A 25,763-nucleotide genomic window follows, 5' to 3' on the forward strand; every position below is an offset into this window, starting at 1 on the left:
TCGGCGGCACCCGGACGACAGGCGAATGCGAACGAGCGTAATGCATTTTCGAAACTCCTGTACCCCCGATGGGGTACACAGGGGGTTAACTTTCCACCGTGAAGGGGTCTACTTCCCCGATCACCCCCGAGCGGGCGTGTCGCACCCGATTAGCTGAGGCGCGACGTGGGCGCAGTGCGCCCGGCGGAGATTCGGGGAGGTTCGTGTGGGGACGCACGCAGAAGGAGCCAGGCACAGGGCAGGACTGCTGCCGCGCCTGCGGTCACGACGGCTGAGGCTGGCGGCGGCGCTGGGAGCGCTTGCGCTCGTCGTGTCGACGGTGAGCGCGGGAGCGGTCGTCATCGGCGGAGCATCGGTCGCGCACGCCGCGCCAGGGACCCCTGGCACTCCGCAGGCGCCGACCGTGGCGTTCCAGGAGAACTTCGAGAACGGCGTCGGGAACACCCCCGTCGGGCTGACCGCGTATACGGGTGCGAGTGGCCAGAAGTACACCGCCGACCCGGCCTGGCTGACCGGCTGCAACGGGCAGATCCGCAACTTCAACACCCCGTCGACCACGCTCGGCAACTGTGCCAACGACAACGAGACGTCGAACCTCAACCAGCTCGCCTACGCGCTCGGTGCGCACTCGGGCTCCGCCACTCCGGCCGCGAACCACGCGGTCACGGCATACACAGAGGGCAACCCCGGTGCCAACGCCACGCAGTTCCAGACGGCGAGCAACATCGCGCTCGCGTCCTCATCGGGCCGGTTCCTCACCTTCAGTGTCGACACCGCGGCGGTGAACTGCCAGGTGTCCGCGCCGCTGTACCAGTTCGCGTTCCTCAACCAGGCAGGGACGGCGACGAACGTCGGCGGCGTCCTCAACGCCTGCACCTCGACCACCACCGCCAACGTCCCCGCCAACGGCACACTGCCGGCGCGGGCGGTCAACGTCGGCACGTACACCTCCAACGGCTCGCTGCTCTTCAGCGGCTCCTCGCTGGGCATCCGGATGCAGAACGCGAACGGATCCGGCACGGGCAACGACGCCGCGTTCGACAACATCCGCATCCTCGACGTCACCCCGCAGCTCGACAAGGCCTTCAGCCCCGCCACTGCGGTCACCGGCGGCACCTCCACGCTCACCTTCACCGTCACGAACACCAGCGAGCTCGCCTCGAAGGCGGGCTGGGGCTTCACCGACGCCCTCCCCGCCGGCCTCACGCTGGCGAACGGAACCGTCGGCGGCACCTGCAACGCGACCACGACCGCGGTCGCGGGTGCCGCGTCGGTGACGGTCGCGAACGGCACCCTCGCCGCGGGTCAGGCGTCGTGCACCATCACCGTGCAGGTCACCGCCACCGCGGCCGGCAGCTACACGAACGGCCCCGACAACGTCACCACGGTCGGCTTGAACGAGCCGGGCACCAGCACGGTCACCTTCAGCGACCCGACCTTCACCGTCTCCAAGGCGGTCTCGTCCACCACCGCGCACCCGGGCGACACCGTCACCTACACGGTCACGGTCACCAACACCGGCGCCTGGGCGTACACCGCCGCGCGTCCGGCCTCGTTCTCCGACGACCTGTCCGCCGTGCTCGACGACGCCACCTATAACGGCGACGCCACCGGTGGAGCGGTCGTCAACGGCACGACCTTGACCTGGTCCGGACCGCTCGCGGCCGGCGCCACGCAGACCATCACGTACTCGGTCACCGTCGGCGCGGCCGGCACCGGCGACGGCGCGCTCACCAACGCCGTGGTCCCGGGATCCGACGGCGGCAGCTGCGACCCGGCCGGCTCCTGCACCACCACCACGGAAGTCCAGGCCTTCTCGGTGACCAAGACGGCGGACAGCACCGACGTGGTGCCGGGCGACACCGTGACGTACACCGTGACTGTCGAGAACACCGGCGTCGTGGACTACACCGCCGGCGACCCGGCGTCGTTCTCGGACGACCTCTCCGCGGTGCTCGACGACGCCACGTACAACAACGACGCCACGAACGGCGCCACCTACGCGGCTCCGACGCTCTCGTGGTCCGGCGCACTGGCGGCGGGAGCCTCCACCACGATCACCTACTCCGTCACCGTCAACGATCCGATCACCGGTGACTCCCACCTGGACAACACGGTCGTGACCCCGCCGGACAGCGGTGGAGACTGCGCGACGAACGCAGGCAACCCCGACTGCACCGTCCTCATCCCCTCCGGCTCGTACACCGTCGCCAAGACGGCGTCCACGACCGAGGTGACCGAGGGCAGCACCGTCACCTACACGGTGGTCGTCACCAACACCGGCGCGCGCGACTACACGGCCGTCGCTCCTGCGACCTTCACCGACGACCTGACGCGCGTCCTCGACGACGCGACGGTCACGGCCGGCCCGGACAACGGCGCCACCGTGACCGGGAACACGCTTCGCTGGTCGGGTCCGCTCGCCGTGGGAGCGACGGTCACCGTCACCTACACGGTGACGGTCGACGCCCCCGACACCGGTGACCGCGTCCTCGCCAACACGGTGCGGCCGAACTCGCCGGGCGGCTCGTGCGACCCGGCGGGCGAGTGCGACACCACCACGAACGTGCGTTCCTTCATCGTGTCGAAGACGTCTTCGCCGGGCGGCGCCGTCGCCCAGGGCGACGAGGTGACCTACACCGTGACGGTCACCAACCGGGGCACCGCGGACTTCACCGCCGCCGACCCGGCGTCGTTCACCGACGACCTCTCGGCCGTGCTCGATGACGCGACCATCACCTCCGGCCCGACCGGCGGCGCCACGATCACCGGCAGCACGCTGTCGTGGTCGGGCGCGGTCGCGGCGGGTGCGACGGTGACGATCACGTACGTCGCGACCGTCAACACGCCGGACACCGGCGACCACGTCCTCACCAACGCGGTCGTCCCCGGAACGGGCGGCAGCTGCGACCCGGGCACCTGCACCACCACGAACCCCGTCCGCTCGTACAGCGTCACCAAGACGTCGTCGGCCGCCGGCCCCGTGCACGCGGGCGACACCGTCACCTACACCGTGACCGTGACCAACACCGGCCAGGCGGACTACACCTCCGCCGTGCCGGCGACGATCGCGGACGACCTGTCCGATGTGCTCGACGACGCCACCTACGTGGCCGGCTCGGCCACGAACGGCGCCGTGGTGAGCGGGAACACCCTGACCTGGTCGGGGCCGCTCGCGGTGGGCGCGACGCTGCCGATCACATATCAGGTGCTGGTCGGGCCCGCGGGCACCGGCGACGGGACGCTGACCAACCGGGTCACCGGCGGCGACTGCGACCCCGCGGGCAGCTGCGTCACCACGAATCCGCTGCAGGCGATGACCGTGACCAAGACGGCTGACCGGACGGACGTCGTCCCTGGCGACACCGTCACCTTCACCGTCACCGTGAAGAACTCGGGAGCGGTGGACTACACCGCGGCGGCCCCGGCCTCCTTCACCGACGACCTCTCGGCGGTGCTGGATGACGCGGTCTACAACGGCGACGCCAGCGGCGGAGCGACCTACGCCGCCCCGACGCTGTCGTGGTCGGGACCGCTGGCGGTCGGAGACACCGCCATCGTCACGTACTCGGTGACGGTGAACAACCCCGACACCGGTGACCGGACGCTCCGCAACACCGTGGTCACCCCGCCCGGCGGCGACTGCCCCGCCGGCACGGACAACGCGGCGTGCACGGCGATCGTCCCGTCCGGCTCGTACACGGTCGCGAAGATCGCGTCGACGTCGACCGTCGTCCCCGGCGGCACCATCACCTACACGGTGACGGTGAAGAACACCGGGAAGGTCGCGTACACCGCGGCCGCGCCGGCCTCGTTCCGTGACGACCTGACCAACGTGCTCGACGACGCCGAGTACAACGGCGACGCGACCGGCGGCGCCACGGTCACCGGCAGCACGCTGTCGTGGTCGGGCCCGCTCGCGGTCGGGGAGACCGTGAAGGTGACGTACTCGGTGACCGTCCGCACTCCGGACACGGGCAACCTCCACGTCGTCAACGCGGTCGTGCCGAACGGGCCCGGTGGCTCGTGCGACACGGCGGGCAGCTGCCTCACCGACACGACGGTCGGCTCCTACACGGTGACCAAGACCGCCTCGACGACGAAGGCCGTCAAGCCGGGCACGAAGGTGGGCTACACCATCACGGTCATGAACACCGGAGCGCTGGCCTACACGGCCGCCGACCCGGCCTCCTTCACCGACGAGATGAAGGACGTGCTCGATGACGCGACCTACAACGACGACGCCACCCACGGCGCGGAGCTGAACGGGACCGTGCTCTCGTGGTCCGGCGCACTCGGCGTCGGGGAGACCGTCAAGGTCACCTACTCCGTCACGGTGAAGGCCGCGGGCTCCGGCAACGGACGCCTGATCAACACGGTCGACCCGGCCGTGGACGGCGGAACGTGCGACCCGGCCGGCAGCTGCGACACCAGCACGCCGATCGACCCGCCGGCGCCCGGGACCGGCCTGGCGTTCACCGGTAGCGACCTGGTCGCACCCGGCCTGATCGCCGTCGGCCTGCTCGGCGCAGGAGCCGCCTTCCTGGTGATCCGCCGCCGCCGCGCCGCCTAGGGCGCAGCAGCCCGGAGGGCATGAGGGGTGGGTCGGCAGTTCGCTGCCGGCCCACCCTTTCGTCGTGCCAGGGTCCTCGTCGTGCCGGCTAACGCAGTGCGAGCGCCGCCCGCACACCCTCCGCGTAGTCGTGCGGCTGCTCCCACGCGGCGAAATGGCCGCCGCGGTCGAGCGTGCGGAACTCCCGCACGTCGAAGATCCGTTCCGCGAAGGAGCGCGGGGCGTTCACCAGGTCGCGCGGGAAGACGGTGAACACCGTCGGCACCTCCACCCGGCCCTCCGGCTTGGGGCTCGCGACGGCGTACGGGGTGAACGACGTGCCGATGCTGCCGGTATGCCAGTACGCCTCGATCCAGCGCACGGCTTCGTCCCGGCTGAACACCGTGCCCAGGTCCCCGTCGCAGTCGGTCCACGAGCGCAGCTTCTCGCCGATCCACGCCGCGAGGCCGGCCGGCGAGTCGCCCAGGGCGGTGGCGATCGTGGCCGGCTTCGTGCCCTGCTCGTGCATGTAGCCGCCCTCGGCGGCCTGCCAGGCGCGGCCGTGCTCGACGTAGCGCTGCTCCTCCTCGGTGAGATCCGTGGGGAGGCCGTGGAGGAAGTGGTACTGCGAGATGTCGGTGAAGTGGAGGGCCGAGACCGTGCCCGGATGCGCCTCCAGCAGTCCCTCTGCCACGTCGGTCCCCACGTCGCCCGCCGACACCGCGTAGTCGCGATACCCCAGAGCGGCGACCGCGCTGCCCACGGCCGCGCCGATCTCGCGGGCGGGCATCCCGCCGCCACGGACCGGCGCAGCGAACGGGAAGCCGGGGAGCGCCGGGATGATCAGGTTGCAGTCCGCGAGCAGCGGCACGACCCGGTCGAAGCGGAGCACGGAGTCGGGCCAGCCGTGGAGCAGCAGCGCGGTCGGAGCGTCGGCCCCGACCCGGTGGTGGATCAGACGCACCGGCACGTCGCCGTCGACCAACGCCCACGGGCGGCTGCGGAGCTCCTGCTCGTGCCGGCTCCCGTCGTACTCCTCGGCCCAGTACCGCGTCAGCTCTGCGAGCCATGCGGGGTCGGCGCCGAGACTCCACGGGGCCGCGTCGACCGTCGCGACCGCGCGGAAGCGCCGCGAGCGCTCGCGCAGGTCGTCCCGTGCGGCCGCAGAAACCGCCTCCGGGGCCGCAGCCGGCCCCTCCATCACCGCAACCATGCCGACACGATACGACCGAGCGCCGACATGCCGTTCGCGGCCTGCACCCGACCCGCTCTTCTCCCGCGCCGCCATCGGCGTTACCCTCGCGGCATGTGCCGCAACATCCGCTGCCTCCACAACTTCGCGCCGCCGACGACCGACGACGAGGTGCGGGAGGCCGCCCTCCAGTTCGTCCGCAAGGTCAGCGGCTCCACGCATCCGTCGCGCGCCAACACGCCGGCTTTCGAGCAGGCCATCGACGAGATCGCCGCCGCGACCCGCCGCATGCTCGACCAGCTGGTGACCAACGCCCCGCCGAAGACCCGCGAGGCCGAGGCGCTGAAGGGCCGCGAGCGGCACGAGAAGCGGATGGAGCGGGAGGTTCGGATCCGCACGGCGTCGGCGTAGCGTCTCTCCGGGCTGAACACCTCAGCCTCAGAAGGGAACGACAGTGCAGTTCAGGTACCTCGGCAACTCCGGCTTCAAGATCTCCGAGATCACGTACGGCAACTGGTTGACGCACGGCTCGCAGGTCGAGAACGACACTGCGACGGCGTGCGTGCGGGCCGCGCTCGACGCCGGCATCACCACCTTCGACACCGCAGACGTGTACGCCAACACCGTCGCCGAGTCCGTGCTCGGCGAGGCGCTGAAGGGGGAGCGGCGGCCGTCGCTCGAGATCTTCACCAAGGTGTTCGGGCCGACGGGGCCCAAGGGGCACAACGACGTCGGGTTGTCGCGCAAGCACATCATGGAGTCGATCGACGGGTCGCTGCAGCGCCTCCAGACCGACTACGTCGACCTGTACCAGGCGCACCGGTTCGATTTCGAGACGCCGCTGGAGGAGACGATGCAGGCGTTCGCCGACGTCGTCCGGCAGGGCAAGGCCCTCTACATCGGCGTCAGCGAGTGGACCGCCGACCAGCTGCGCGCCGGGCATGCGCTCGCGAAGGAGCTCGGCTTCCAGCTCATCTCGAACCAGCCCGAGTACTCGGCGCTGTGGCGCGTCATCGAGGAGGAGGTCGTGCCGGCCTCGAAGGAGCTGGGCATCTCGCAGATCGTCTGGTCGCCCGTGGCGCAGGGCGTGCTCAGCGGCAAGTACAAGCCGGGCGCGCCGCTCCCCGAGGGCAGCAGGGCGACGGATGAGAAGGGAGGCGCGGGCGCGGTGAAGCGCTGGCTCACCGACGACGTGCTCACCCGCGTGCAGGAGCTGACCCCGATCGCGCAGGAGCTCTCGCTCACCTCGGCGCAGCTCGCCGTGGCGTGGGTGCTGCAGAACGACAACGTCGCGGCGGCGATCATCGGCGCCTCCCGGCCCGAGCAGGTGCAGGAGAACGTGAAGGCGTCGGGAGTGACCATCCCGGACGAGCTGCTCGGCCGCATCGACGAGGTGCTCGGTGGCGCCGTCGAGCGCGACCCGTCGCGCACCCACGAGCGCTCGCCGAAGACCCGGGAGGCGTAGGGGGCGGGAGGCGCAACGCGCCACGCACGACGAAGGGCCGCCGCACCGGGATCACCCGGCGCGGCGGCCCTTCCGCCTCCTCAGGCCGCGCTGCTCAGGCCGCGGTGAACGTCGACGCGTCGATCACGAACCGGTACCGCACGTCCGAGCTCAGCACCCGCTCGTAGGCGTCGTTGATGCCGTCGGCCGCGATCAGCTCCGTCTCGGGCGCGATGCCCTTCTGGGCGCAGAAGTCGAGCATCTCCTGCGTCTCGGCGATCGAGCCGATGCTCGATCCGGCGAAGGAGCGGCGGTTGCCGAACAGCGTGAACACGGTGATCGGCAGCGGCTGCGGCGGGGCGCCGACGTTGACCATCGTGCCGTCCAGGCGCAGCAGGCGGAGGTAGGCGTTGAGGTCGAGCGGGGCGCTGACCGTGTTGAGGATGAGGTCGAACCGGTTCGCCAGCGTCTCGAACGTCGCCGGGTCGCTCGTCGCGTAGTAGTCGGCCGCCCCGAAGCGCAGGCCGTCCTCCTTCTTCGACAGCGTCTGCGAGAGCACCGTGACCTCGGCGCCCATCGCGGCGGCGATCTTGACGGCGAGATGGCCGAGGCCGCCCATGCCGACGACCGCGACCTTCTTGCCGGGGCCGGTCTTCCAATGCGCGAGCGGCGAGTACGTGGTGATGCCGGCGCAGAGGAGGGGCGCTGCCGCCTCGTACGGGATCTCCTCCGGCAGCCGCAGCACGAAGTCCTGGTCCACCACGACGTGGCTGGAGTAGCCGCCCTGCGTGATGGTGCCGTCGCGGTCGACGGAGCCGTAGGTCTGCGTGTTGCCCTTCAGGCAGTAGTTCTCCATGCCGGCGAGGCAGTTCTCGCACTCGCGGCACGAGTTGACCATGCAGCCGACGCCGACGCGGTCGCCGACGGCGAACTTCGTGACGCTGGAACCGACCTCCACGACCTCTCCGGCGATCTCGTGGCCGACGACCTGCGGGTAGGTCACCGGGCCCCAGTCGCCGCGGACGAGGTGGATGTCGGAGTGGCAGATGCCGGCGTAGCGGATGGCGATGAGGACGTCGTCGGGTCCGGTCTCGCGGCGCTCGATGGTGAGGGGGACGAGCGGCTCGGTCGCGGACGGGGCGCCGTAGGCGGGGACGGTGGGCATGGATCTCCTGTGGATCGGGGATGGGTGGATCGGGGATGGGTGGAACGGGGATGGGTGGAACGGGGATCGGTGGAACGGGGATGGGGGGATCAGGGACAGCCGGGCGTGGCCGGGCTCAACCGCTCGGCAGCTCCAGCCCGGTGACCCGCGAGAGCCGCTCGACCAGGGCGTCCTGGAACGCCGGGTCGACGGTCGCGGGATGCGGCGCCCGCGGCTGCCGGTGGTACCAGTATCCGCCCGTCCTGGGCTCGATCCCGGCGGGGTCGGCGGTGGCGAGCCACTCCTGGGTGCGGTGGCCCTCCTCCAGACTGTCCGGCGCCCCGCGGCCGCCCATGCGGGTGGGCACCCAGCCGGGATCGACGGCGTGCGAGAGGATGCGGGAGCGCCGGGCCAGCGCGAAGGCGAGCGTCGTCACCAGCAGCTTGCTGGTCGAGTAGTCGCCCCGGCCGCGGAACGCCCGGTCGAGGTCGGGCGACCCGGAGCGGTGCATCCCGCTGCTCAGCACGATCGAGCGGTCCGGCGGGGTGAGCGAGGCCATGAGGAGGTACGGCGCGATCACGTTCACGGCCGTCACCGGCCCGTCGATCACGCCCGCGTTGTGGATCACGGCGTCGAAGCGGCCCAGCGCGTTCGCCTGCCGGGCCACGTCGACGGTCGCGTCGGCGTCGGAGAGGTCGCCGAGGACCACGGCGTGCATACGCTCCGCGACGGCCGGGGTGGTGAGGCGGTCGGCCCGGCGCGCGTGCAGCACGACGCGGTGACCGGCGGCGGCGAGCGCCTCCGCGGTGGCGAGGCCGAGGCCGGTGGAGGCTCCGGTCACGAGGATCATCACGCGGGATCGCCCCCGAACAGCTCCTTCGCGATCGCCATGGCCGACATCGCCGTGGGCCAGCCCGCGTAGAACGCGAGGTGGGTGATCGCCTCGACCAGCTCCTCCTGCGTCACACCGTTCTGCACGGCGAAGGGGAGGTGGAAGCGCAGCTGGTCGACGTTGCCGCCGACGAGCAGCGCGGCCACGGTGATGAGGCTGCGGTCGCGCTTGGACAGCTCCGGCCGCTCCCACACCTCGTCGAACAGCACGCGGTCGGTGTAGCGCACGAGCCCCGGGGCGAAGTCGCCGAAGGCCTTCTCGCCGCCGGTCCAGCCGGTCTTCTCGTCGCTCATGCCCGCCCCTCGTACTCGTCGTCGGTGATGTGCTCTTTCCAGGTGGTGGTGCCGGCCGGGTCGTCGGCGGACTCCAGCATGGCGATGTGCTCCATGAAGCAGCCGGGCGCCGCGGCATGCCAGTGGTCCTGGCCGGGCGGCGTGTACAGCGTCTGCCCGGGGTGGACTTCGATTATGGTGCCGTCGCGGTCGCCGAAGCGGGCGACACCGGCGGTGACGCGGAGGTACTGGCCGCGCGCGTGGGAGTGCCAGGCCGTGCGCGCACCGGGCGCGAAGCGCACCAGGGCCACGGTCATCCGCTGGTCGCCCTCGTGCGGAGCGGCGATCGGGTCGACCCAGACGTCGCCGGCGAACTGCTCCGGCGGGTTCTTCGCGGTCGGGGTGGTGGGTTCGATGTTCACGAGTTCCAGCAAACGCCCGATCCTCGCGCGCAGGGAGTCCCTGCCGAGACGTGTACTGCCAGGGCATCCCTCGACGGGCCGTCCCGGCCTAGCCTCGATGCATGGACAACCGAGCGGACGTGCGCGAGTTCCTCATGTCGCGGCGGGCGCGGCTGACGCCCGAGCAGGCCGGGCTGCCCGCGGGCGCCGGCCGCCGGGTCGCCGGGCTGCGCCGCTCGGAGGTGGCGATGCTCGCCGACGTGAGCGTCGAGTACTACTCCAAGCTGGAGCGCGGGGCGATCGCGGGCGTCTCCGCCGCGGTCCTGGAGGCGGTGGCGCGGGCGCTGCAGCTCGACGACACCGAGCGCGCGCACCTGTTCGATCTGGCGCGGGCGGCCGACGGCATCCCCGTCTCCGGACGGCCGCGGCGGCGGTCGGTCAAGAGCCCGGCCGCACGGCCGAGCCTGCACTGGGCGCTGGAGGCGTTCAGCGGCGGCGTCGCCGTGGTGCGCAACGCGCAGTCGGACGTGATCGCCTTCAACGCCCTGGGCCGCGCCTTCTACTCACCGCTCATCGGCGACGGCGGGAGGACGCCCAACTTCGCCCGGTTCCAGTTCCTCGACCCGGCCTCCCGCGACTTCTACCCCGACTGGGACCTGTTCGCCGACATGTGCGTCGCCGTCATGCGCGCCGAGGCCGGGCGCGATCCGCACAACCGCGCGCTGCAGGACCTCGTCGGCGAGCTGTCGACCCAGAGCGAGACGTTCCGGACGCTGTGGGCGGCGCACAACGTGCGCACGCACGGCGCCGGCACGAAACGCTTCCGGCATCCGCTGGTCGGCGACCTGACGCTCGCCTACGAGGAGTTCGCGATCACGGCAGAGCCGGGTCACGTGCTGCTCGTCTACACCGCAGAGCCCGGCTCGCCGTCGGCGGAGCGCCTCCAGCTGCTCGCCTCATGGGGCGCGGAGAGCGGGGCCGGACGAGAGGTCGTGACGCCCTAGCGCCAGACGGTGGCGATCACGACGTTCGCCACGGTGAGCGCGCCGATGGTCGGCAGCACCCATCCGGCGACGGCCTCGCGCTTGCGGTTCACGAGCGCGATCACGATGATCGCGATCAGCACCGCCAGCTTCACGGCGATCTTCGCGTTGTTCACGTCGTGCCCGAGCGGGTACTGCAGCCCGACGAGCAGGATGCCGGTGACCAGCATGGTCCAGGCGCCGTGCATCATCGCAGGGAGGACGCGCGCCGTGCCCGCGCGCATCGCCCGCACCTGGTAGAGCACGCCGCCGAGCAGCGCGGCGACGCCGACGATGTGCAGGGCCAGGATGACGTTCTTGAGGATCTCCATGGCCTCCACCTTACCGACAAGGTGTCGACAACCTCGAAACGGCCCCGGCGGTCAGCGCCTGGAGGAGGGGAGTCCCGTCTCCAGCAGCCCGACGATCCGCTCGGCGACCGCATCGGCATCGGCGCCGTGGGTCACCAGCCGGACACCCGTGTTCAGGAGGCCTTGGGCGAGGGCGACGTGGAGGTCGAAATCCGGCACGCCAGCCTCCTCCAGCACCGCGGTGAGCGGCCGCAACAGCGTGTCGTGCAGCGCCATGATGTCGTCGTAGCTGCTGGGGGAGAGCTCGGCCTGCTGCAGCGTCGCCGCGATGTCGTGCCGCCCGTCCGCCGTCATCCGCAGCGTCGCCTCGACGTAGGCGCGCAGCCGGCCGGCGGCGGGCACACCCTCGAGGGCCGCCTCGACCTCCGCCTCCCAGCGCTGGAAGGCATCGATCGCGACAGCGGCCAGCACATCGTCGCGCGAGCCGAAGTACTCGTAGAAGCTCGACCGGGCGAGCCCCGCCCGCTCGGCGACGGCGCGCGGGGTCACGCCCGCCACGCCCGTCTCGTGCACCAGCGCCTCGGCCGCTCTCAGCAGGGCGGCCCGCTGCGCGGCGCGGTGCTCGGCCACGGTCGGTGCGGAGATCTTGGGCATCCGCTCATTATGCTCCGGCCGCTTCGGCCGCCACCTTCCGCAGCGCCCGGAGCACCCGGCGCACCGGCGCCGAGGCGACCGCGTCCGGCCGGGCCAGCACATCCACATGGCGGGCGAGCGTCACCCCGCTGATGGGCCGCAGCACGAGCTCGTCGTCGGCGAGCGCTCCAGCGGTGATCCGCGGAACCAGGGCCACGGCGGCGCCGCTGCGCACGACCTGCGCGGCGACGAAGAACTCGTTGATGCGGTGCTCGATGCGCAGCGGCCGGCCGGCGAGGGCGGCGAGGTGGTCGAGCGCGTTGGCGAGCGGGAATCCGTCGTGCACCGAGATCCAGCGCTCGTCGCTGAGGTCGGCCGGGGTGATGCGCGGGCGGCCGGCGAGCGGGTGCGCGCGATGCAGCGCGAGGTCGAGCGGTTCCACGAACAGGGGGGTGACGTGGAGGCGGCCGGCCGGCCACGCGGGCTCGTGCGCGAGCCGGTGCGCGATCACCAGATCATGGTCGGCGGTAAGACCGGGGAACTCGGAGCGGGCGACATCCGCGTCGCGGAGCGAGACGACAGGGGGCTGGGAGCCGTCCGGCCCGCTCAGCTCGGCGAGCAGCGGGCGGAACAGCGCGAGCCCCGCACTGTGGAACGCGGAGACGCTCACCGTGCGGCTCCGCTCGCCCAGGAACGCGTCGACCGCGTCGCGCGCGCCGGCGAGCGCCTCCTCCACCCGTGCGCCCGCCACCGCGAGCGCCTCGCCGGCCTCGGTGAGCACGAGCCGCCGCCCCTGCTTGACGGTCAGCGCGACGGGCACGCCGGCCTGGAGGGCCGCGAGCTGCTGCGAGACGGCGGAGGCGCTGATGCCGACCGCCGCCGCGACGGCGGTCACGCTGCCGCGGTCGCCGAGCTCGCGGAGCAGACGGAGGCGCATCGGATCCATAAGCGTTCCTTGATCGTCATTGAAGACAGTGCCCGTTGTTCTTCACGGTCGTCACGTCGAACACTAGTGGCATGGCCGTCCGTCTGCACCGCCCCTCCGCTATCGATCTGCTGCTCGTCGCCGTTGCCGCGGTGTGGGGCTCCAGCTTCCTCCCGGCGAAGGGACTGGCGGCGGAGGTCGGGGTGCCGTCCGCCGTCGCGCTGCGGTTCCTGGCCGCCGCCGTGGCGATGGGCATGATCTGCCTCGTGCGCCGCGAGCGGCTGCCCCGCGGTCGGGGCCTGGCCGTCGCCGCGCTGCTCGGCTGCTCGCAGGCGGCGATCATCGGCCTGGAGACGTGGGGCGTCCACCTCACCTCGGCGACGAACGCCGGCCTCCTGATCAGCCTGTCCCTGGTGATGACCCCCGCGCTGGAGGGGCTCGCGTCGCGCGACTGGCTGCCGCGCTCGTACTTCGTCGCCGCGGTGGCGGCCGTGGTCGGGGTGGCGCTCCTCGTTGGCGGGGGAGGCTTCCGTCCGCCGACCGCGGGCGACGCGCTGGTGATCGTCGCGGCGGTCGTGCGCGCGCTGCACGTGACCGCGAGCGCACGGCTGACCCGCGGGCGCAGCGACGGCACCTTCGGGGTCGTGCTCGTGCAACTGCTGGTCTGCGCTCTCGGGTTCTCGCTTCTGGCGGGCGGCGACCTGCTGCCTGCGGTCACCCGGTTGGACGCGGGAGGCTGGGCGAGCGCGCTCTTCCTCGGCCTGCTCTGCTCGGTGTTCGCCTTCGCGGTGCAGCTCTGGGCCGTGCGCCGCACCTCCGCCGCCCGCGCCAGCATCCTCATGGGCACGGAGCCGGTCTGGGCGCTGCTCGTCGGCGTGCTGCTGGGCGGCGAGCCGATCGGCCCGCTCGGGCTCGTCGGGGCGGCGGTGATCGTCGCGGCCGGGTACGCGGGGCAGGCGATCGAGCGGCGGCACCGGGAGGGGGCGGCGGCACGGCTCAGTGCGCGTCTCAGCGCGCCGGGTCGGTCGACCTCCGCACCACCAGCTCCGGCTGGAACACCGTCTGACGGGGGATGAGCTCGGGGTCGCCGTTCTCCTCCAGCAGGATGCGCAGGGCGGTGCGGCCGATCATCGTGCTCGGCTGACGCATCGACGACAGTGGCACGGCGGCGGCGCCGGCGAACGAGATGTCGTCGAAGCCGATGATCGCGATGTGCTCCGGCACCTGCGCCCGGCCGTCCGAGACCAGCGACTGGAGCAGCCCGAGGGCGAGGAGGTCGTTCGCGGCGAACAGCGCGTCCGGCCGCTGGCCCGGCGGGCGCGCCATGATCCGCGTGCCGGCGGCGACGCCCTGCTCGACGGTCATCGCCGTGGTGGCCACCACCTCCAGCTCGACCTGCCCCTCGGCGTTCTCGGCGGCGACGCGCGCCCCGGCCAGGCGGTCCTGCACCTGGCGGATCTCGAACGGGCCGCCGACGAAGGCGATGCGGCGGCGGCCGGTCTCGATGAGGTGCTCGACCGCCATCCGGCCGCCCGCGACGCTGTCGACGGAGACCGAGCTGTACCGGCTGCTGCCGCCGAACCGGTCGACCAGCACCGCGCGGATGCCGCGGCGGCGCAGTCGTTCCAGCCGCGGCTGGATGTCGCCGAAGGGGGCTATCAGCACGCCACGCACCTGCTGCTCCTCGAACAGGTCGAGGTAGAGGCGCTCGCGGTCGGCGTCCTCGTCGGTGTTGCCGTAGAGGATCGCGATGCCGTGGCGCGACGCCTCGTCCTCCGCGCCGCGGACGACGTCGTTGAAGAACGGGTTCTGCCCGTTGAGCACCACGAAGCCGACGGCCGAGCTCACGCCCTTGCGCAGCCTCCTGGCCGCATCGTTGGGCACGTAGCCGAGCTCGTCGATGGCGCGGGTCACCCGCACGAGCAGCTCGGCCGACACCTCGTCGGGGCGGTTGAGGACGTTGGAGACGGTGCCGACGGAGACGCCGGCGTGCTGAGCCACGTCCCTGATGCTCGTGGGTTGCATCATCGCTCCCTCGTCGACCTGAGTGTTCACGATGCTCGCTTGACCGAGGCATCGGACCTCAATATAGTGTGCCTGAATCGTACATGAATCGATTCATGACATGTTCACCTCAATGAGGAGGATCTTCGTGCCACCCACTGACCAGCAGACGCCGGCGCCGCCCGTGCTCGAGCTGTCGAAGGTCGTCAAGTCCTTCGGAGCGGTCGTCGCGCTGCGCTCCGGCAGCCTCCGCCTCGAGCAGGGCTCCATCCACGCGCTCGTCGGAGAGAACGGCGCCGGCAAGTCGACGCTGGTGAAGATCGTGGCCGGCCTGTACCGCCGCGACGCCGGCGACCTCCGGCTGCGCGGCGAGGAGGTGGACTTTACCTCGACCGCCCAGGCCAAGGCCGCCGGCGTCGCCGTGATCTACCAGGAGCCGACGCTGTTTCCCGACCTGTCGGTCACCGAGAACGTCTTCATGGGCCGCCAGCCCGCCGGCCGCTTCGGCCGCATCGACCGCAAGCGGATGCGCCAGGAGGTCGAGGGCCTGTTCCAGCGCCTCGGTGTGCGGATCGATCCCGACCGGCTGGCCGAGGGCCTCTCGATCGCCGACCAGCAGATCATCGAGATCGCCAAGGCCGTCTCGCTCGACGCCCGGGTGCTGATCATGGACGAGCCGACCGCCGCCCTCTCCGGTGTGGAGGTGGAGCGCCTGTTCGCGGTCGCGCGCAGCCTCCGCGACGAGGGCCGCGGCATCGTCTTCATCTCGCACCGCTTCGACGAGGTGTTCTCGCTCTGCGACACCATCACCGTCATGCGCGACGGCGCGTTCGTCTCCACCGACCCGACCGACGAGGTCACCGAGGACGAGATCGTGCGCCGCATGGTCGGCCGCGACGTGACAGAGCTGTTCCCCAAGCAGGAGACCGAGATCGGCGGCCCGCTGCTCGAGGTCGACGGCCTCACCTCGCCCGGCGTGTTCGCCGACGTGTCCTTCACCGTCCGTGCGGGCGAGATCGTCGCGCTCGCTGGTCTGGTCGGCGCGGGCCGCAGCGAGATCGCGCGTGCCGTCTTCGGCGTCGACCCGTACACCGCGGGCACGGTGAAGGTCGGCGGCCGCTCCATCCCGAAGCACCGCCCGGTCGCCGCGATGGCAGCGGGTCTCGCCCTGGTGCCGGAGGACCGGCGCAAGCAGGGCCTCGTCCTCGAGGAGTCGGTCTCGCGCAACGCCACGCTGGCGATCCGCTCCAAGCTCGCGAAGGCGGGCTTCATCCGCAACGCCGCCGAGAACCAGGCCGCCCGGGTGTGGTCGAGCCGCCTCCAGCTCAAGACGAACGCGCTCGACACGCTCGCGGGCACACTCTCCGGCGGCAACCAGCAGAAGGTCGTGCTCGGCAAGTGGCTCGCCACCGACCCGCGCGTGCTCATCATCGACGAGCCGACGCGCGGCATCGACGTCGGCACGAAGGCCGAGGTGCACCGCCTGCTCTCCGAGCTCGCCGGCCGCGGGATGGGCATCCTCATGATCTCGTCCGAGCTGCCGGAGGTGCTCGGCATGGCCGACCGCGTGCTCGTCGTGCGCGAGGGCCGCATCACGGCGGAGCTCGACCGCGCCGCGGCCGACGCCGAGAACGTCATGTTCGCCGCGACCCACGCCGCCGAGGAGGCCGCCCGATGACCACCCCGACCCTCACCCCGCCCGCGCCTGCCGGCGCCTCCGCCGCCGCCCGGCTGGGCCGCGCCTTCGTCCGCGCCCGCGAGACCGGCATCCTGGTGGCCCTGATCGTCGTCATCGCGGTGACGACGGCGATCAACCCCGGCTTCCTGTTCAGCGCCGACGGCTGGCGCGACCTCCTGCTGACGCCGGCCATCCTGGTCCTCGTCGCGATCGGGCAGGCCATCGTCATCATCACGCGCAACGTCGACCTCTCCGTCGGTTCGGTGGTCGGCCTCACCGCCTACCTGACCGGCCGGCTGTTCGCCGACCTCCCCGGCATCCCGATCGTGCTCGTCTTCGTGATCGGGGCGCTCGCCGGCGCGCTGCTGGGCCTCGTCAACGGCGCGCTCGTCGCCTTCGGCAAGGTCCCTGCGCTGGTGATCACGCTCGGCACGCTGTACGCCTACCGCGGCATCGACGTGCTCTGGGCCGGCAGCAACCGCATCAACGCCAGCGACATGCCGCCCGGGTTCCTCGACCTCGGTACGGGATCGTTCCTCACCATCCCGTACCTCACGATCCTGGCGCTCGTCGTGCTGCTGATCGCCGGCTGGTACCTGCGCAACCGGCGCGGAGGCCGCGAGCTGTACGCGATCGGCTCCGACCCGGCCGCGGCCGAGCTGTACGGCCTGAAGGTCACCCAGCGCGTGCTCGTCGCCTTCGTGCTCTCCGGCGCGCTGGCGGGCCTCGCCGGGGTGCTGTTCGTCGCCAGGTACGGCACGGTCAGCTCGCAGACCGGCAGCGGGCTCGAGCTGCAGGCCGTCGGCGCCGCGGTCATCGGCGGTGTCGCCATCTTCGGCGGCAGCGGGTCGGTGTACGGCGCGGCGCTGGGCGCGGTGCTGCTGCTCACCATCAACCGGGCGCTGCCCATCCTCGGCATCCAGGACTTCTGGCAGCAGGCGGTCGTCGGCGTCCTCATCATCGGCGCCATCGTGCTCGACCGCGTGCTCGCCGTGCGGCTCTCGCGCCGCCTCGTCGCAGAAAGGGAGGTGACGGCATGACCGGCATCGACTCCGCCACCAGCACTGCCCCGGCGCGCAGCTACCCCGACTACAGCCGCCCGCTCTGGCAGCGCTGGGTGCTCACCCGCGAGTCCGCCGTCATCGCGGCGCTGGTGATCGTGGTCGTGGTCGCGGCCGCCGCGGTGCCGAACTTCGGCACGCCGATCACGCTCAGCTTCCTGCTGCTCGACATCACGCCCATCCTGCTGATCGCGCTGCCGATGACGCTCGTGATCGTGGCGGGGGAGATCGACCTCTCGGTGGCGAGCACGCTCGGCCTCAGCTCCGTGCTGCTCGGCGTGCTCACCAAGGCGGGCTGGCCGATCGAGGCCGCGATGGTCGTCTGCCTCGTCGTCGGGCTGGTGGCGGGGGCGATCAACGGCTTCCTCGTGACGGTCGTCGGCCTCCCCTCGCTCGCGGTCACCATCGGAACGCTCGCGCTGTTCCGCGGCATCGCGGTCGGCCTGCTCGGCACGACGGCGGTCACGGAGTTCCCCTTCTTCTGGCAGAACCTCGTGCAGGCGCGGTTCGGCACGAGCGGCATCCCCGTCGTGATGGTGCTCGTCGTCGTCCTGATCGTCGTGTTCGCGCTGCTGCTGCACGCGACCCCGTACGGCCGCGGGCTGTTCGCGCTCGGGCTCAGCTCCGAGACCGCGCAGTTCTCGGGCGTCAACGTGGCGCGCACGAAGTTCATCGCCTTCCTGCTGACGGGCCTGATCTCGGCGCTCGCCGGGATCTACTGGACGCTCCGCTACGGCAGCGCCCGCGGCGACAACGCCGTCGGGCTGGAGCTGTCCGTGATCGCGGCGGTGCTGCTCGGCGGCGTCTCGATCTTCGGCGGCAAGGGCGCGCTGCACGGCGTCATCGCCGGCGTGCTGCTCATCGGCGTGCTGCAGAGCGCGCTCCGCCTCGCCAACGTCAGCTCGGACGCCATCAACATCATCACCGGCGTCCTCCTCATCGTCTCCGTGCTCTCGCCGCGCATCATCGGCTGGGCACGGACCGCCCGCGCCTCCCGGCGACGATCACCCGCCTAGTGGCGATCGCACGCCGGCCGGGGCGCACCGCACCACCTGCACTCACCCATCGAAAGGAACAATGATGTTGCCCTCCACCCACCGCCGCACCACCACGCGGCTGCTCACCCTGGGAGCCGGTGTCGTCGCCGTCGCTCTCGCCCTGACCGCGTGCTCGAGCGGCTCCGGCGGCAACGGCTCCGGCTCGGGCGACAAGAACTACAAGGTCACCTTCCTGCCCAAGAACCTCGGCAACCCGTACTTCGACACCTCCGACAAGGGCGGCGAGACGGCGGTCAAGGAGTTCAAGGGCACGTACAACGAGGTCGGGCCGTCGACCGCGACGGCCGACGCGCAGGTCTCGTACATCAACACGCTCACCCAGCAGGGCGTCGGTGCGATCGTCCTCTCGGCCAACGACCCGACCGCCCTCGGCAGCGCCCTCACCCAGGCGAAGTCGGCCGGCGTGAAGATCGTGACCTTCGACTCCGACACCGACGCCAAGTACCGCGACGTGTTCGTCAACCAGGCGACCGCCGAGGGCATCGCGAAGGTGCAGGTCGACACGATCGCCAAGGAGATCGGGGACAGCGGCGAGATCGCCATCCTCTCGGCCTCGGCGAACGCCACGAACCAGAACGCCTGGATCGAGCTCATGAAGAAGGACCTCGCGGCCGACCACCCGAACGTCAAGCTGGTCGACACCGTCTACGGCAACGACGACGACCAGACCTCGTTCGACAAGACCGCGGCCCTCCTGCAGACCCACCCGGACCTGAAGGGCATCATCTCGCCCACCACGGTCGGCATCGCGGCCGCGGCGCGGTACCTGTCGACCTCGGACGCCAAGGGCAAGGTCAAGCTGACCGGCCTCGGCACCCCGAACCAGATGCGCGAGTACGTCAAGAACGGCACGGTCGACGAGTTCGCGCTGTGGAACCCGGAGGACCTCGGCTACCTCGCCGCCTTCACCGCGAAGGCGCTGATCGACGGCGACATCACCGGCAAGAAGGGCGACTCCTTCGAGGCCGGCAAGCTCGGCAAGTTCACCGTCGGCGACAACCAGACGGTGCTGCTGGGCGACCCGTTCGTGTTCAACAAGGACAACATCGACAAGTTCAACTTCTGATCGGATCCAGACGGCGGGAGCCGGTGGCCTGTGCACCCTGCGCAGGCTGCCGGCTCCCGCCCGTCTGCGCGGTGTCCGCGATGAGCAGCAGGAACACGGAGGCGGTCCAGCTCATCGAACGGTCGCGCAGTCCTGCGCCGGTCAGCGCGTCGAAGTTCTCCGCCATCCCCTCGGCGACGCAGGCGTCGGCGAAGGCGCGGCCGATGCTGGCGGCCAGGTCGGCGCGCCCGCCGCGGCGCAGGCCGTCGACCAGCAGGAGCGTGGTCGGCGCCCACACCGGGCCGCGCCAGTACCCGTCCGGCACATAGTGCGGGCTGGTGGGAGGCTCTGTCGCCGGGCCGTGCCCCGTCAGGTAGCCGCCGGTCACGAGCGTCTCCACCGCCGAGCCGAAGACCTCGCGCGGCAGCATCTCGCCGAGGGTCAGCGGCATCAGCGTCAGCAGACTGGCGGAAGGGATCGGTGTGCCCGTGCGGGTGTCGATGGCCGTGAACCGCTCACCGGTCCAGAACCGGTCGAGAAGGGTCGCGACCGTGTCCGCGGAACGCGCGCGCCACTGCGCAGCATCGGCCGGCCGGCCGAGACGCTCGGCGATCCGGGCGAGCGCGTCCTCCTGTAGGGCCAGGAAGGCCAGCAGGTCGGGGCTCTGCACGGGGACTCCCGCGCCGAACACCGTCGCGTTGTCCCAGCCGGAGTCGTTGCCGTGGTTGTACGACGGGACGCCGTCGCCGCGGTAGTCGCGATGCTGTCGCCACCATCGGGTCCAGCGCTGCAGCGGCCGGTCCAGAGAGGCGAGTTGCGCGTCGTCCAGGGCGCCGAGCCCCAGCAGGCGCGCCACGGTCCAGCCGTGGATGGGAGGCTTCGCGAAGTTGAACTGCACTCCGGCGTCGTCGATGTGGTCCGGCAGTCCGCCGTGCTCGTCCTGATGGTCGAAGATCGTCAGCAGCTGCCCGACGGCCGCGTGCGGGTCCCGGTGCAGGGCGAGCGCGTTGAAGCAGTGGTCCCAGCTCCAGATGTGGGCCATCCGGTTCTTCGAGACGAGCATCGACTCCCGCGTGAGGGCGCCGCCCGCGGGCACGAGGGCCGACCAGGTGACGTACGCGGCCAATCGCGCGGCATCGGCCAGGGCCGGGTCGGCCGCGTCGAGCCGCGGCAGCGCCGGAGCTCCGTGCAACGCCCACCAGCCCTCGAAGTCGTCCGCGGCCGCGGCGACGGCCCCGCCGAAGTCCGCCACGTCGTCCGGCGGCGGCGCGCTCCCGAACTCGTCGAGGACGAGCGTCGCGGCGCCGTCCACGGCCGAGATGTCGAGCACTCCGTCGGTGCTGTGCTCGGCCTCCCAGCCGCTCCGGAACTCCGAGCGGCCGGAGGTCAGCCGGAGCCGGTAGTTGCGGACGGCGCCGCTGTCGATGAAGCGCCAGGCGTCATTGCGCTCGGCGAGCACGACGTCGTACCGGTTGCGCACGCAGAACTCGAGCCGCAGGGTCCCGCTGAGCACGCGGATCAGCGCGCGCCCGGGGCCGGAGAGGGCGATCTCCGCCGTGCAGTCCCCGCCGGTGACGGTCAGTCTCCCCGCCTCCACCGAGACGCTCGAGACCTCGACGCCGCCGGGGAGGAGCCGCAGCACCTCCCGGTTCCTGGCGCCCCCGCGCACGGTGCGCAGGTAGAGGCCGGGGATCACCTGGTCGTCGGGCACCGACAGGGCGAGGAAGGATCCCCGCACGCTGAACGGCACCTGGCGGAGCGCGACCGGCAGCGGCGCGCTCATCCGGCGGCGCCCAGCAGTACGGTCTCACCCGCGGCGAGCTCGACGCGCTGCACGACTGCGTCGGGGACGACGCCGCCGAGGTCCACCTCGAAGGTGCGTGTCTCGTCCGCGAGATTCGTCAGGCGGAACCCGTGGTCATCGAGCGTCCAGCTCAGCCGGTAGGCGTCCTGCTCCAGCGTCACCGTGCCGGGGCCGCAGAGCGGTGCGATGCGGAGGTCGGCGGTCAGCGACGGCCGCAGGCCCAGGTACTCGTGCATGAGCACCCACGAGAACACGCACGGGTACTCGTAGTAGTGGGCGGCGCCGTGCCAGGGCGATCCGTCGACGTAGTAGACGTGGTCCATGTCGTAGCGCTCGCCCATGACCCAGCCGTCGGTACGCCCCTGCCGGGCGACGGTCTCGAGCTGCTGCCGCAGCATCCCGCTGTTCCCCCGCGACGACCAGTAGGCCGCATCCCAGCACCAGTACCGGCCGGCGGCGCAGAGGTCATAGGGGCCGCCGTCGCCGATCTCGCTCTCGGTGTAGTCCTCGACGCGGGCGGCGAGGAAGGTCGGGAAGCGCTGGAACTCGTCGAGCTCGCGCCCGACCAGCTCGTCGACCGCGCTGACCTGTTCGGCGGTGGCCTGCCCGAGCGCGGCCGGCAGCACGTTGGCGAGCAGGTGGATGTGGTCGTGCACGCGACCGGACCGGTCCACCCAGTCGGTGAACCTTCCCGCCTCCTCGTCCCAGTAGCCCTCGGGGAGCGGCTTCACGAGAGCGGCGGTCAGCTGCGCGGCGCGCTCGCGGTACAGCACCGCCCGCTCGCCGCGGCCCAGGAGCTCCTCGAGCTGGGCGAGCAGCCCGAACGACCGGATGGCGAGCGACGCCGACATGGTCTCGCGGCCGTCCTTGATCACCTGATCCTCGTAGTAGACGTCGGACCAGAGCCGGCCGAGCGGGTCGATGCAGCCCTCGACGAGCGAGGTGGCGCCCTCCAGCTCGCCGATGTGCTCGCCCAGCCACGCGAGGTCGCCGGTGCGGGCGATGTAGAACCAGACGGACTCGACAACCCCGATGTTGCCGGTCACCAGGAACATCACGGCGTTCTCGCGCCCGTCGAGGCTGTTGCGCCGCACGTGGTACTCGCGATCGCCGTCCGGCTGCACCGCGCACGGGTCGCGCCAGAGGCCGGTGGGATCCTCGCGCATCATCCGCAGCTGCAGCTCGATCATCCGACGGACGACGTGGAGGTCGGCTCGGTCTCCCCAGGCGAGCCTGCCTTTGATCTGGAACTCGTGGTCGACGTCGGGGTAGGTACCGAGGTACTTGTCGGCCAGGGTGCTGATCACGTACCCGGAGGAGTCGGGGTAGTCGGCTGCGACCGTGCGCTCGACGACGCTCGGCAGCATGGTTCCCCAGTAGAAGCCGGCCAGCGCGTCGGCGAGCAGCCCGCCGTCCGGGAGGTCGAGGGCGTAGGGGGCGCCGGTCACGTCCGCGTGCGGCCGGGAGCGGTGCCGCGTGAGCCGGGCCGTCTCGCTCGCGATGGTGACCACCACGTGGTCGCCGTCCCGATGCAGCTCGATTGGCCCGTCGCCCTGGAACAGCCAGGCCGGCTCGCCGCCCTCCGGTTCGGCGGGGAGGACCCATGCCGTCCCCGCGCCGTGCAGCGGGCCGGTCGCCGCGTCCCCGGGCACGATGAAGAGCTCGCCATCGGCGTCCCCGCCATCGAGCAGCACCGCCTGTCCGCCGAACAGCCGGAATTCGATCGCGCGGTCTCCGGCCACCCTCCGCGCGGTCCAGACGTCGCCGTCGACCGGGGTCAGTTCGGCCGAGGTCGAGGGGAGGGCGGAGGATCGGAGGGTGTGCATGGGGTGCTCCTTCGTCGGGGCCGGGGTCGTAGATCAGTTTGCAACTTTCTATTGCAACTTTGCAAGATGGTTTGCAATACTCACCTCGGAGCCCCGGCGCATCGCCGGTCCTGCCATCGATCAGAGAGGATCCCGATAGCAATGATTCCTTCACGCATCCGCTCGCGGCGCCTGGCCGCACGGGCCGGTGCCCTCGTTCTCGGCCTCGCGGTCACCGCCGGAGCCCTGACGGCGTGCAGCAGCTCCTCCGGGGACACCGGCGGAGACAAGACCATCACCGTGTGGGGCTGGGGCGACCCGGTCAAGGGCATGAAGGCCGCCGTCCCCTCCTTCGAGAAGGCGCACCCCGGCGTCACGGTGAAGGTGCAGGATGTCGGCAACCCTGCGATCTGGGACAAGATCACGACCGGCATGGCCGCCGGCGGGTCCGGCCTCCCGGACGTCATGGACATCGGCGCCGACTACATGAGCAACTACCTCGAGACGTTCCCGGACGGATTCGCCGACCTCACGCCCTACGGTGCCGACGAGCTCGAGAAGGACTTCCCGACCGGCCTCTGGGGCGGCGCGCAGAAGGCCGACGGACACCAGTACGGCATCCCGTTCGAGGTGAACACCAGCCTGATCTTCTACCGCACCGATCTGTTCCAGCAGGCGGGCGTCGACCCCGCCGCCATCACGACCTGGGACCAGATGCTGGACGCGGGCAAGAAGATCAAGGCCGCGACGGGCGCCTCCCTGTTTGCCGTCGACAAGGCAGCGACTCAGGCCGATGCCGCCAACTTCTGGCAGATGCTCGCGCGCCTGGACGAGACCTTCTTCTTCGACAAGAAGGGCGACATCGCCTTCAGCAGCGAGGGCGGCGTCAAAGCGCTGGAGTACCTGAAGGAGGCGAACGACGCCGGCCTGATCGCCGACGTTCCGCAGAGCCAGGGCACCACCTCGCAGGCCAAGGGCGAGACGCCCGTCGCTCTGCTGCCGCTGGCCTCGTGGGCGGTGAACACGTTCGCGAACGACGCCCCCGACATGAAGGGCAAGTGGGCGGTACGCACACCGCCGGCCGTCGAGCAGGGCGGGCTCACCTCGGCCTCCGCCGGCGGCACCTACCTCACGGTCGCGAAGTCCAGCAAGAACCCGAAGGAGGCGTACGAGTTCGTGAAGTACTCGATGGCCACGCTGGAGGGGCAGCAGGAGGTCTACAAGGGCGGAGGGCTCTTCCCGAGCTTCCGCCCCATGTGGGACACCGACGTCTTCAAGCAGGACAACGCGTACTTCGGCATCAACACGAACGATCTCGTGATCGACGCGCTGAACCAGAAGACGCCGCCGGACTACTACACCAAGGACTACGCGAAGGCGCTCAAGGCCTACGACGACGCGCAGACCCAGGTGCTGGTGAGCGGCGCCGACCCGAAGAAGGCCCTCGACGAGGCTGCCGACCTGCTTGCGCAGCAGACCGGCCGGAAGATCGCGAAGAACTGACCGACCGGCGCGGGTGCGGAGCTTCCGCACCCGCGCCCCGACCTCGGAAGAAGCATGTCCACCCTCACCCGCACCACGCAGGCTCCAGCCCGGGCGCAGGTCGGCACCAGACGGCGCCGCCCGCTCTGGCCGCGGCTCGTGCCGTTCGTGTTCCTCGCGCCCGTGATCGTCCTGTTCCTGGGCTTCAAGGCGTACCCGGTCGTGTACGCGCTCTACCTCAGCTTCACCTCGAACAAGGGCGGCATCGACGCCTTCGTGGGCGTCGACAACTACATCCGGCTGTTCGGGGATCCGCTGTTCGCACGGGCGCTCGTCAACACCGTCGAGATCCTCGTCATCCAGGTCCCGGTCATGCTGGTGCTGGCCGTGCTGCTCGCCGTCGCCTTCAACTCAAAGCTCCTGAAGGCGCGGGCGCTGCTGCGGGTGGCGTACTTCGTCCCGATCGTCATGGGCCTGGTCGCGTACGGCATCCTGTTCTCCGCGCTGCTGAACTACCAGGACGGCTTCCTGAACTTCCTGCTCAGCTCGGTCGGCCTTCCCAAGGTCCCCTGGCTGGCCGACCCGACGTGGGCGAAGGTGTCGATCATCCTCGCTCTCACCTGGCACTACACCGGCAACAACGCGGTGATCTACCTCGCACAGCTGCAGTCCATCCCCGAGGAGCTGTACGAGGCGGCGTCGATGGACGGCGCCACCCGCCGTCAGCAGTTCTGGTACGTCACCCTCCCCGGACTGCGCCCGGCGCTCATCCTGACCGTGATCCTGTCGACCATCGGCACCCTCCAGCTCTTCGACGAGCCGTACGTGCTCACGGGCGGCGGGCCGGACAACGCGACCCTCACCATCGGCATGTACCTCTACAACAACGCCTTCAAGTACTTCGACTTCGGGTACGCCTCCGCCATCGCCTACGTGCTCACGGCCATCGTCGCCGTGTTCTCGATCGCCCAGCTCGTCATCCTGCGCAGGAGGAACGCATGACCGCCGCGACAGCAGCGCCCGTCCGCGAGGCGGGCC

General features: G+C 71.1%; 22 protein-coding genes. 11 read left to right on the forward strand and 11 right to left on the reverse strand.

The genetic code is table 11. The features are described from left to right. Positions 1 to 205: 205 nt before the first annotated feature. A complete protein-coding gene (locus tag P5G50_RS06590) occupies positions 206 to 4,573 on the forward strand; it encodes a beta strand repeat-containing protein (RefSeq protein ID WP_301210571.1) in 4,368 nt (1,455 codons plus the stop codon). Between the two features lie 88 nt (positions 4,574 to 4,661). Here P5G50_RS06590 and P5G50_RS06595 read toward each other — a convergent pair whose 3' ends face one another. Then, on the reverse strand, positions 4,662 to 5,765 hold the full coding sequence (locus P5G50_RS06595; RefSeq protein WP_301210572.1) for an epoxide hydrolase family protein: 1,104 nt from the start codon (positions 5,763 to 5,765) through the stop codon (positions 4,662 to 4,664). A 93-nt stretch (positions 5,766 to 5,858) separates the two neighbouring features. Here P5G50_RS06595 and P5G50_RS06600 point away from each other — a divergent pair, with 93 nt between their 5' ends. Together P5G50_RS06600 and P5G50_RS06605 are read left to right on the forward strand one after the other, a co-directional pair. Beyond that, positions 5,859 to 6,155, forward strand: coding sequence for a DUF2277 domain-containing protein (locus tag P5G50_RS06600; protein ID WP_301210573.1), 297 nt, complete (start codon positions 5,859 to 5,861; stop codon positions 6,153 to 6,155). A 43-nt stretch (positions 6,156 to 6,198) separates the two neighbouring features. Next, positions 6,199 to 7,209 (forward strand): aldo/keto reductase family protein, encoded by a 1,011-nt coding sequence (locus P5G50_RS06605; RefSeq protein WP_301210574.1) that lies wholly within the window; start codon positions 6,199 to 6,201, stop codon positions 7,207 to 7,209. Positions 7,210 to 7,303: 94 nt separating this feature from the next. Here P5G50_RS06605 and P5G50_RS06610 read toward each other — a convergent pair whose 3' ends face one another. The 4 genes from P5G50_RS06610 to P5G50_RS06625 form a co-directional block, all read right to left on the reverse strand. Continuing rightward, positions 7,304 to 8,353 (reverse strand): NAD(P)-dependent alcohol dehydrogenase, encoded by a 1,050-nt coding sequence (locus tag P5G50_RS06610; protein ID WP_301210576.1) that lies wholly within the window; start codon positions 8,351 to 8,353, stop codon positions 7,304 to 7,306. 115 nt (positions 8,354 to 8,468) lie between these two features. Continuing rightward, the gene (locus P5G50_RS06615) at positions 8,469 to 9,182 is read right to left on the reverse strand and encodes an SDR family NAD(P)-dependent oxidoreductase (protein ID WP_301210650.1); all 714 of its coding nucleotides are present in this window, start codon (positions 9,180 to 9,182) and stop codon (positions 8,469 to 8,471) included. Continuing rightward, positions 9,182 to 9,517: a carboxymuconolactone decarboxylase family protein gene (locus tag P5G50_RS06620; RefSeq protein ID WP_301210577.1), complete on the reverse strand. Its 336-nt coding sequence runs from the start codon at positions 9,515 to 9,517 to the stop codon at positions 9,182 to 9,184. The genes P5G50_RS06615 and P5G50_RS06620 overlap by 1 nt, the downstream gene beginning before the upstream one ends. Further along, positions 9,514 to 9,918 carry a (R)-mandelonitrile lyase gene (locus P5G50_RS06625; RefSeq protein WP_301210578.1) on the reverse strand — a complete coding sequence of 135 codons (405 nt, stop codon included), beginning with the start codon at positions 9,916 to 9,918 and terminating at the stop codon, positions 9,514 to 9,516. The genes P5G50_RS06620 and P5G50_RS06625 overlap by 4 nt, the downstream gene beginning before the upstream one ends. Positions 9,919 to 10,019: 101 nt before the next feature. Between P5G50_RS06625 and P5G50_RS06630 the strand changes: the two genes are divergently transcribed. Further along, entirely contained in the window at positions 10,020 to 10,901 is an 882-nt protein-coding gene (locus P5G50_RS06630; protein ID WP_301210579.1) for a helix-turn-helix transcriptional regulator, read from the forward strand. Here the strand turns inward: P5G50_RS06630 and P5G50_RS06635 are convergent. The 3 genes from P5G50_RS06635 to P5G50_RS06645 are packed head-to-tail and all read right to left on the reverse strand — an operon-like array spanning position 10,898 to position 12,809. Beyond that, the gene (locus tag P5G50_RS06635; RefSeq protein ID WP_301210580.1) at positions 10,898 to 11,251 is read right to left on the reverse strand and encodes a hypothetical protein; all 354 of its coding nucleotides are present in this window, start codon (positions 11,249 to 11,251) and stop codon (positions 10,898 to 10,900) included. The genes P5G50_RS06630 and P5G50_RS06635 overlap by 4 nt on opposite strands. A gap of 51 nt (positions 11,252 to 11,302) precedes the next feature. Further along, positions 11,303 to 11,884 (reverse strand): TetR/AcrR family transcriptional regulator, encoded by a 582-nt coding sequence (locus P5G50_RS06640; RefSeq protein ID WP_301210581.1) that lies wholly within the window; start codon positions 11,882 to 11,884, stop codon positions 11,303 to 11,305. 7 nt (positions 11,885 to 11,891) lie between these two features. Next, positions 11,892 to 12,809 (reverse strand): LysR family transcriptional regulator, encoded by a 918-nt coding sequence (locus P5G50_RS06645; protein WP_301210582.1) that lies wholly within the window; start codon positions 12,807 to 12,809, stop codon positions 11,892 to 11,894. A gap of 71 nt (positions 12,810 to 12,880) precedes the next feature. Between P5G50_RS06645 and P5G50_RS06650 the strand changes: the two genes are divergently transcribed. After that, positions 12,881 to 13,864 carry a DMT family transporter gene (locus P5G50_RS06650; RefSeq protein ID WP_301210583.1) on the forward strand — a complete coding sequence of 328 codons (984 nt, stop codon included), beginning with the start codon at positions 12,881 to 12,883 and terminating at the stop codon, positions 13,862 to 13,864. Here the strand turns inward: P5G50_RS06650 and P5G50_RS06655 are convergent. Beyond that, on the reverse strand, positions 13,797 to 14,816 hold the full coding sequence (locus tag P5G50_RS06655; protein WP_301210584.1) for a LacI family DNA-binding transcriptional regulator: 1,020 nt from the start codon (positions 14,814 to 14,816) through the stop codon (positions 13,797 to 13,799). The genes P5G50_RS06650 and P5G50_RS06655 overlap by 68 nt on opposite strands. A gap of 124 nt (positions 14,817 to 14,940) precedes the next feature. On the opposite strand from P5G50_RS06655, the gene P5G50_RS06660 reads away from it, so the two are divergent. From P5G50_RS06660 to rhaS, 4 genes are all read left to right on the forward strand, one after another. After that, a complete protein-coding gene (locus P5G50_RS06660; RefSeq protein WP_301210585.1) occupies positions 14,941 to 16,470 on the forward strand; it encodes a sugar ABC transporter ATP-binding protein in 1,530 nt (509 codons plus the stop codon). Further along, the gene (locus tag P5G50_RS06665) at positions 16,467 to 17,510 is read left to right on the forward strand and encodes an ABC transporter permease (RefSeq protein ID WP_301210586.1); all 1,044 of its coding nucleotides are present in this window, start codon (positions 16,467 to 16,469) and stop codon (positions 17,508 to 17,510) included. The genes P5G50_RS06660 and P5G50_RS06665 overlap by 4 nt, the downstream gene beginning before the upstream one ends. Beyond that, a complete protein-coding gene (locus tag P5G50_RS06670) occupies positions 17,507 to 18,547 on the forward strand; it encodes an ABC transporter permease (RefSeq protein ID WP_301210587.1) in 1,041 nt (346 codons plus the stop codon). Before P5G50_RS06665 ends, P5G50_RS06670 begins: the two co-directional genes overlap by 4 nt. 61 nt (positions 18,548 to 18,608) lie before the next feature. Next, positions 18,609 to 19,655, forward strand: a complete 1,047-nt coding sequence (gene rhaS, locus P5G50_RS06675; protein ID WP_435870846.1) for a rhamnose ABC transporter substrate-binding protein — start codon at positions 18,609 to 18,611, stop codon at positions 19,653 to 19,655. Here rhaS and P5G50_RS06680 read toward each other — a convergent pair. Then, positions 19,645 to 21,417 carry an amylo-alpha-1,6-glucosidase gene (locus P5G50_RS06680; RefSeq protein WP_301210588.1) on the reverse strand — a complete coding sequence of 591 codons (1,773 nt, stop codon included), beginning with the start codon at positions 21,415 to 21,417 and terminating at the stop codon, positions 19,645 to 19,647. The genes rhaS and P5G50_RS06680 overlap by 11 nt on opposite strands. Then, on the reverse strand, positions 21,414 to 23,264 hold the full coding sequence (locus tag P5G50_RS06685) for a glucosidase family protein (protein ID WP_301210589.1): 1,851 nt from the start codon (positions 23,262 to 23,264) through the stop codon (positions 21,414 to 21,416). The genes P5G50_RS06680 and P5G50_RS06685 overlap by 4 nt, the downstream gene beginning before the upstream one ends. A 141-nt stretch (positions 23,265 to 23,405) precedes the next feature. Here P5G50_RS06685 and P5G50_RS06690 point away from each other — a divergent pair, with 141 nt between their 5' ends. Next, positions 23,406 to 24,746 carry an ABC transporter substrate-binding protein gene (locus tag P5G50_RS06690; protein ID WP_301210590.1) on the forward strand — a complete coding sequence of 447 codons (1,341 nt, stop codon included), beginning with the start codon at positions 23,406 to 23,408 and terminating at the stop codon, positions 24,744 to 24,746. Positions 24,747 to 24,800: 54 nt separating this feature from the next. Next, positions 24,801 to 25,727: a carbohydrate ABC transporter permease gene (locus P5G50_RS06695; protein WP_301210591.1), complete on the forward strand. Its 927-nt coding sequence runs from the start codon at positions 24,801 to 24,803 to the stop codon at positions 25,725 to 25,727. Positions 25,728 to 25,763 lie beyond the last annotated feature (36 nt).

This window comes from Leifsonia williamsii, from assembly GCF_030433685.1.
In the GTDB taxonomy this organism is placed as follows: domain Bacteria; phylum Actinomycetota; class Actinomycetes; order Actinomycetales; family Microbacteriaceae; genus Leifsonia; species Leifsonia williamsii.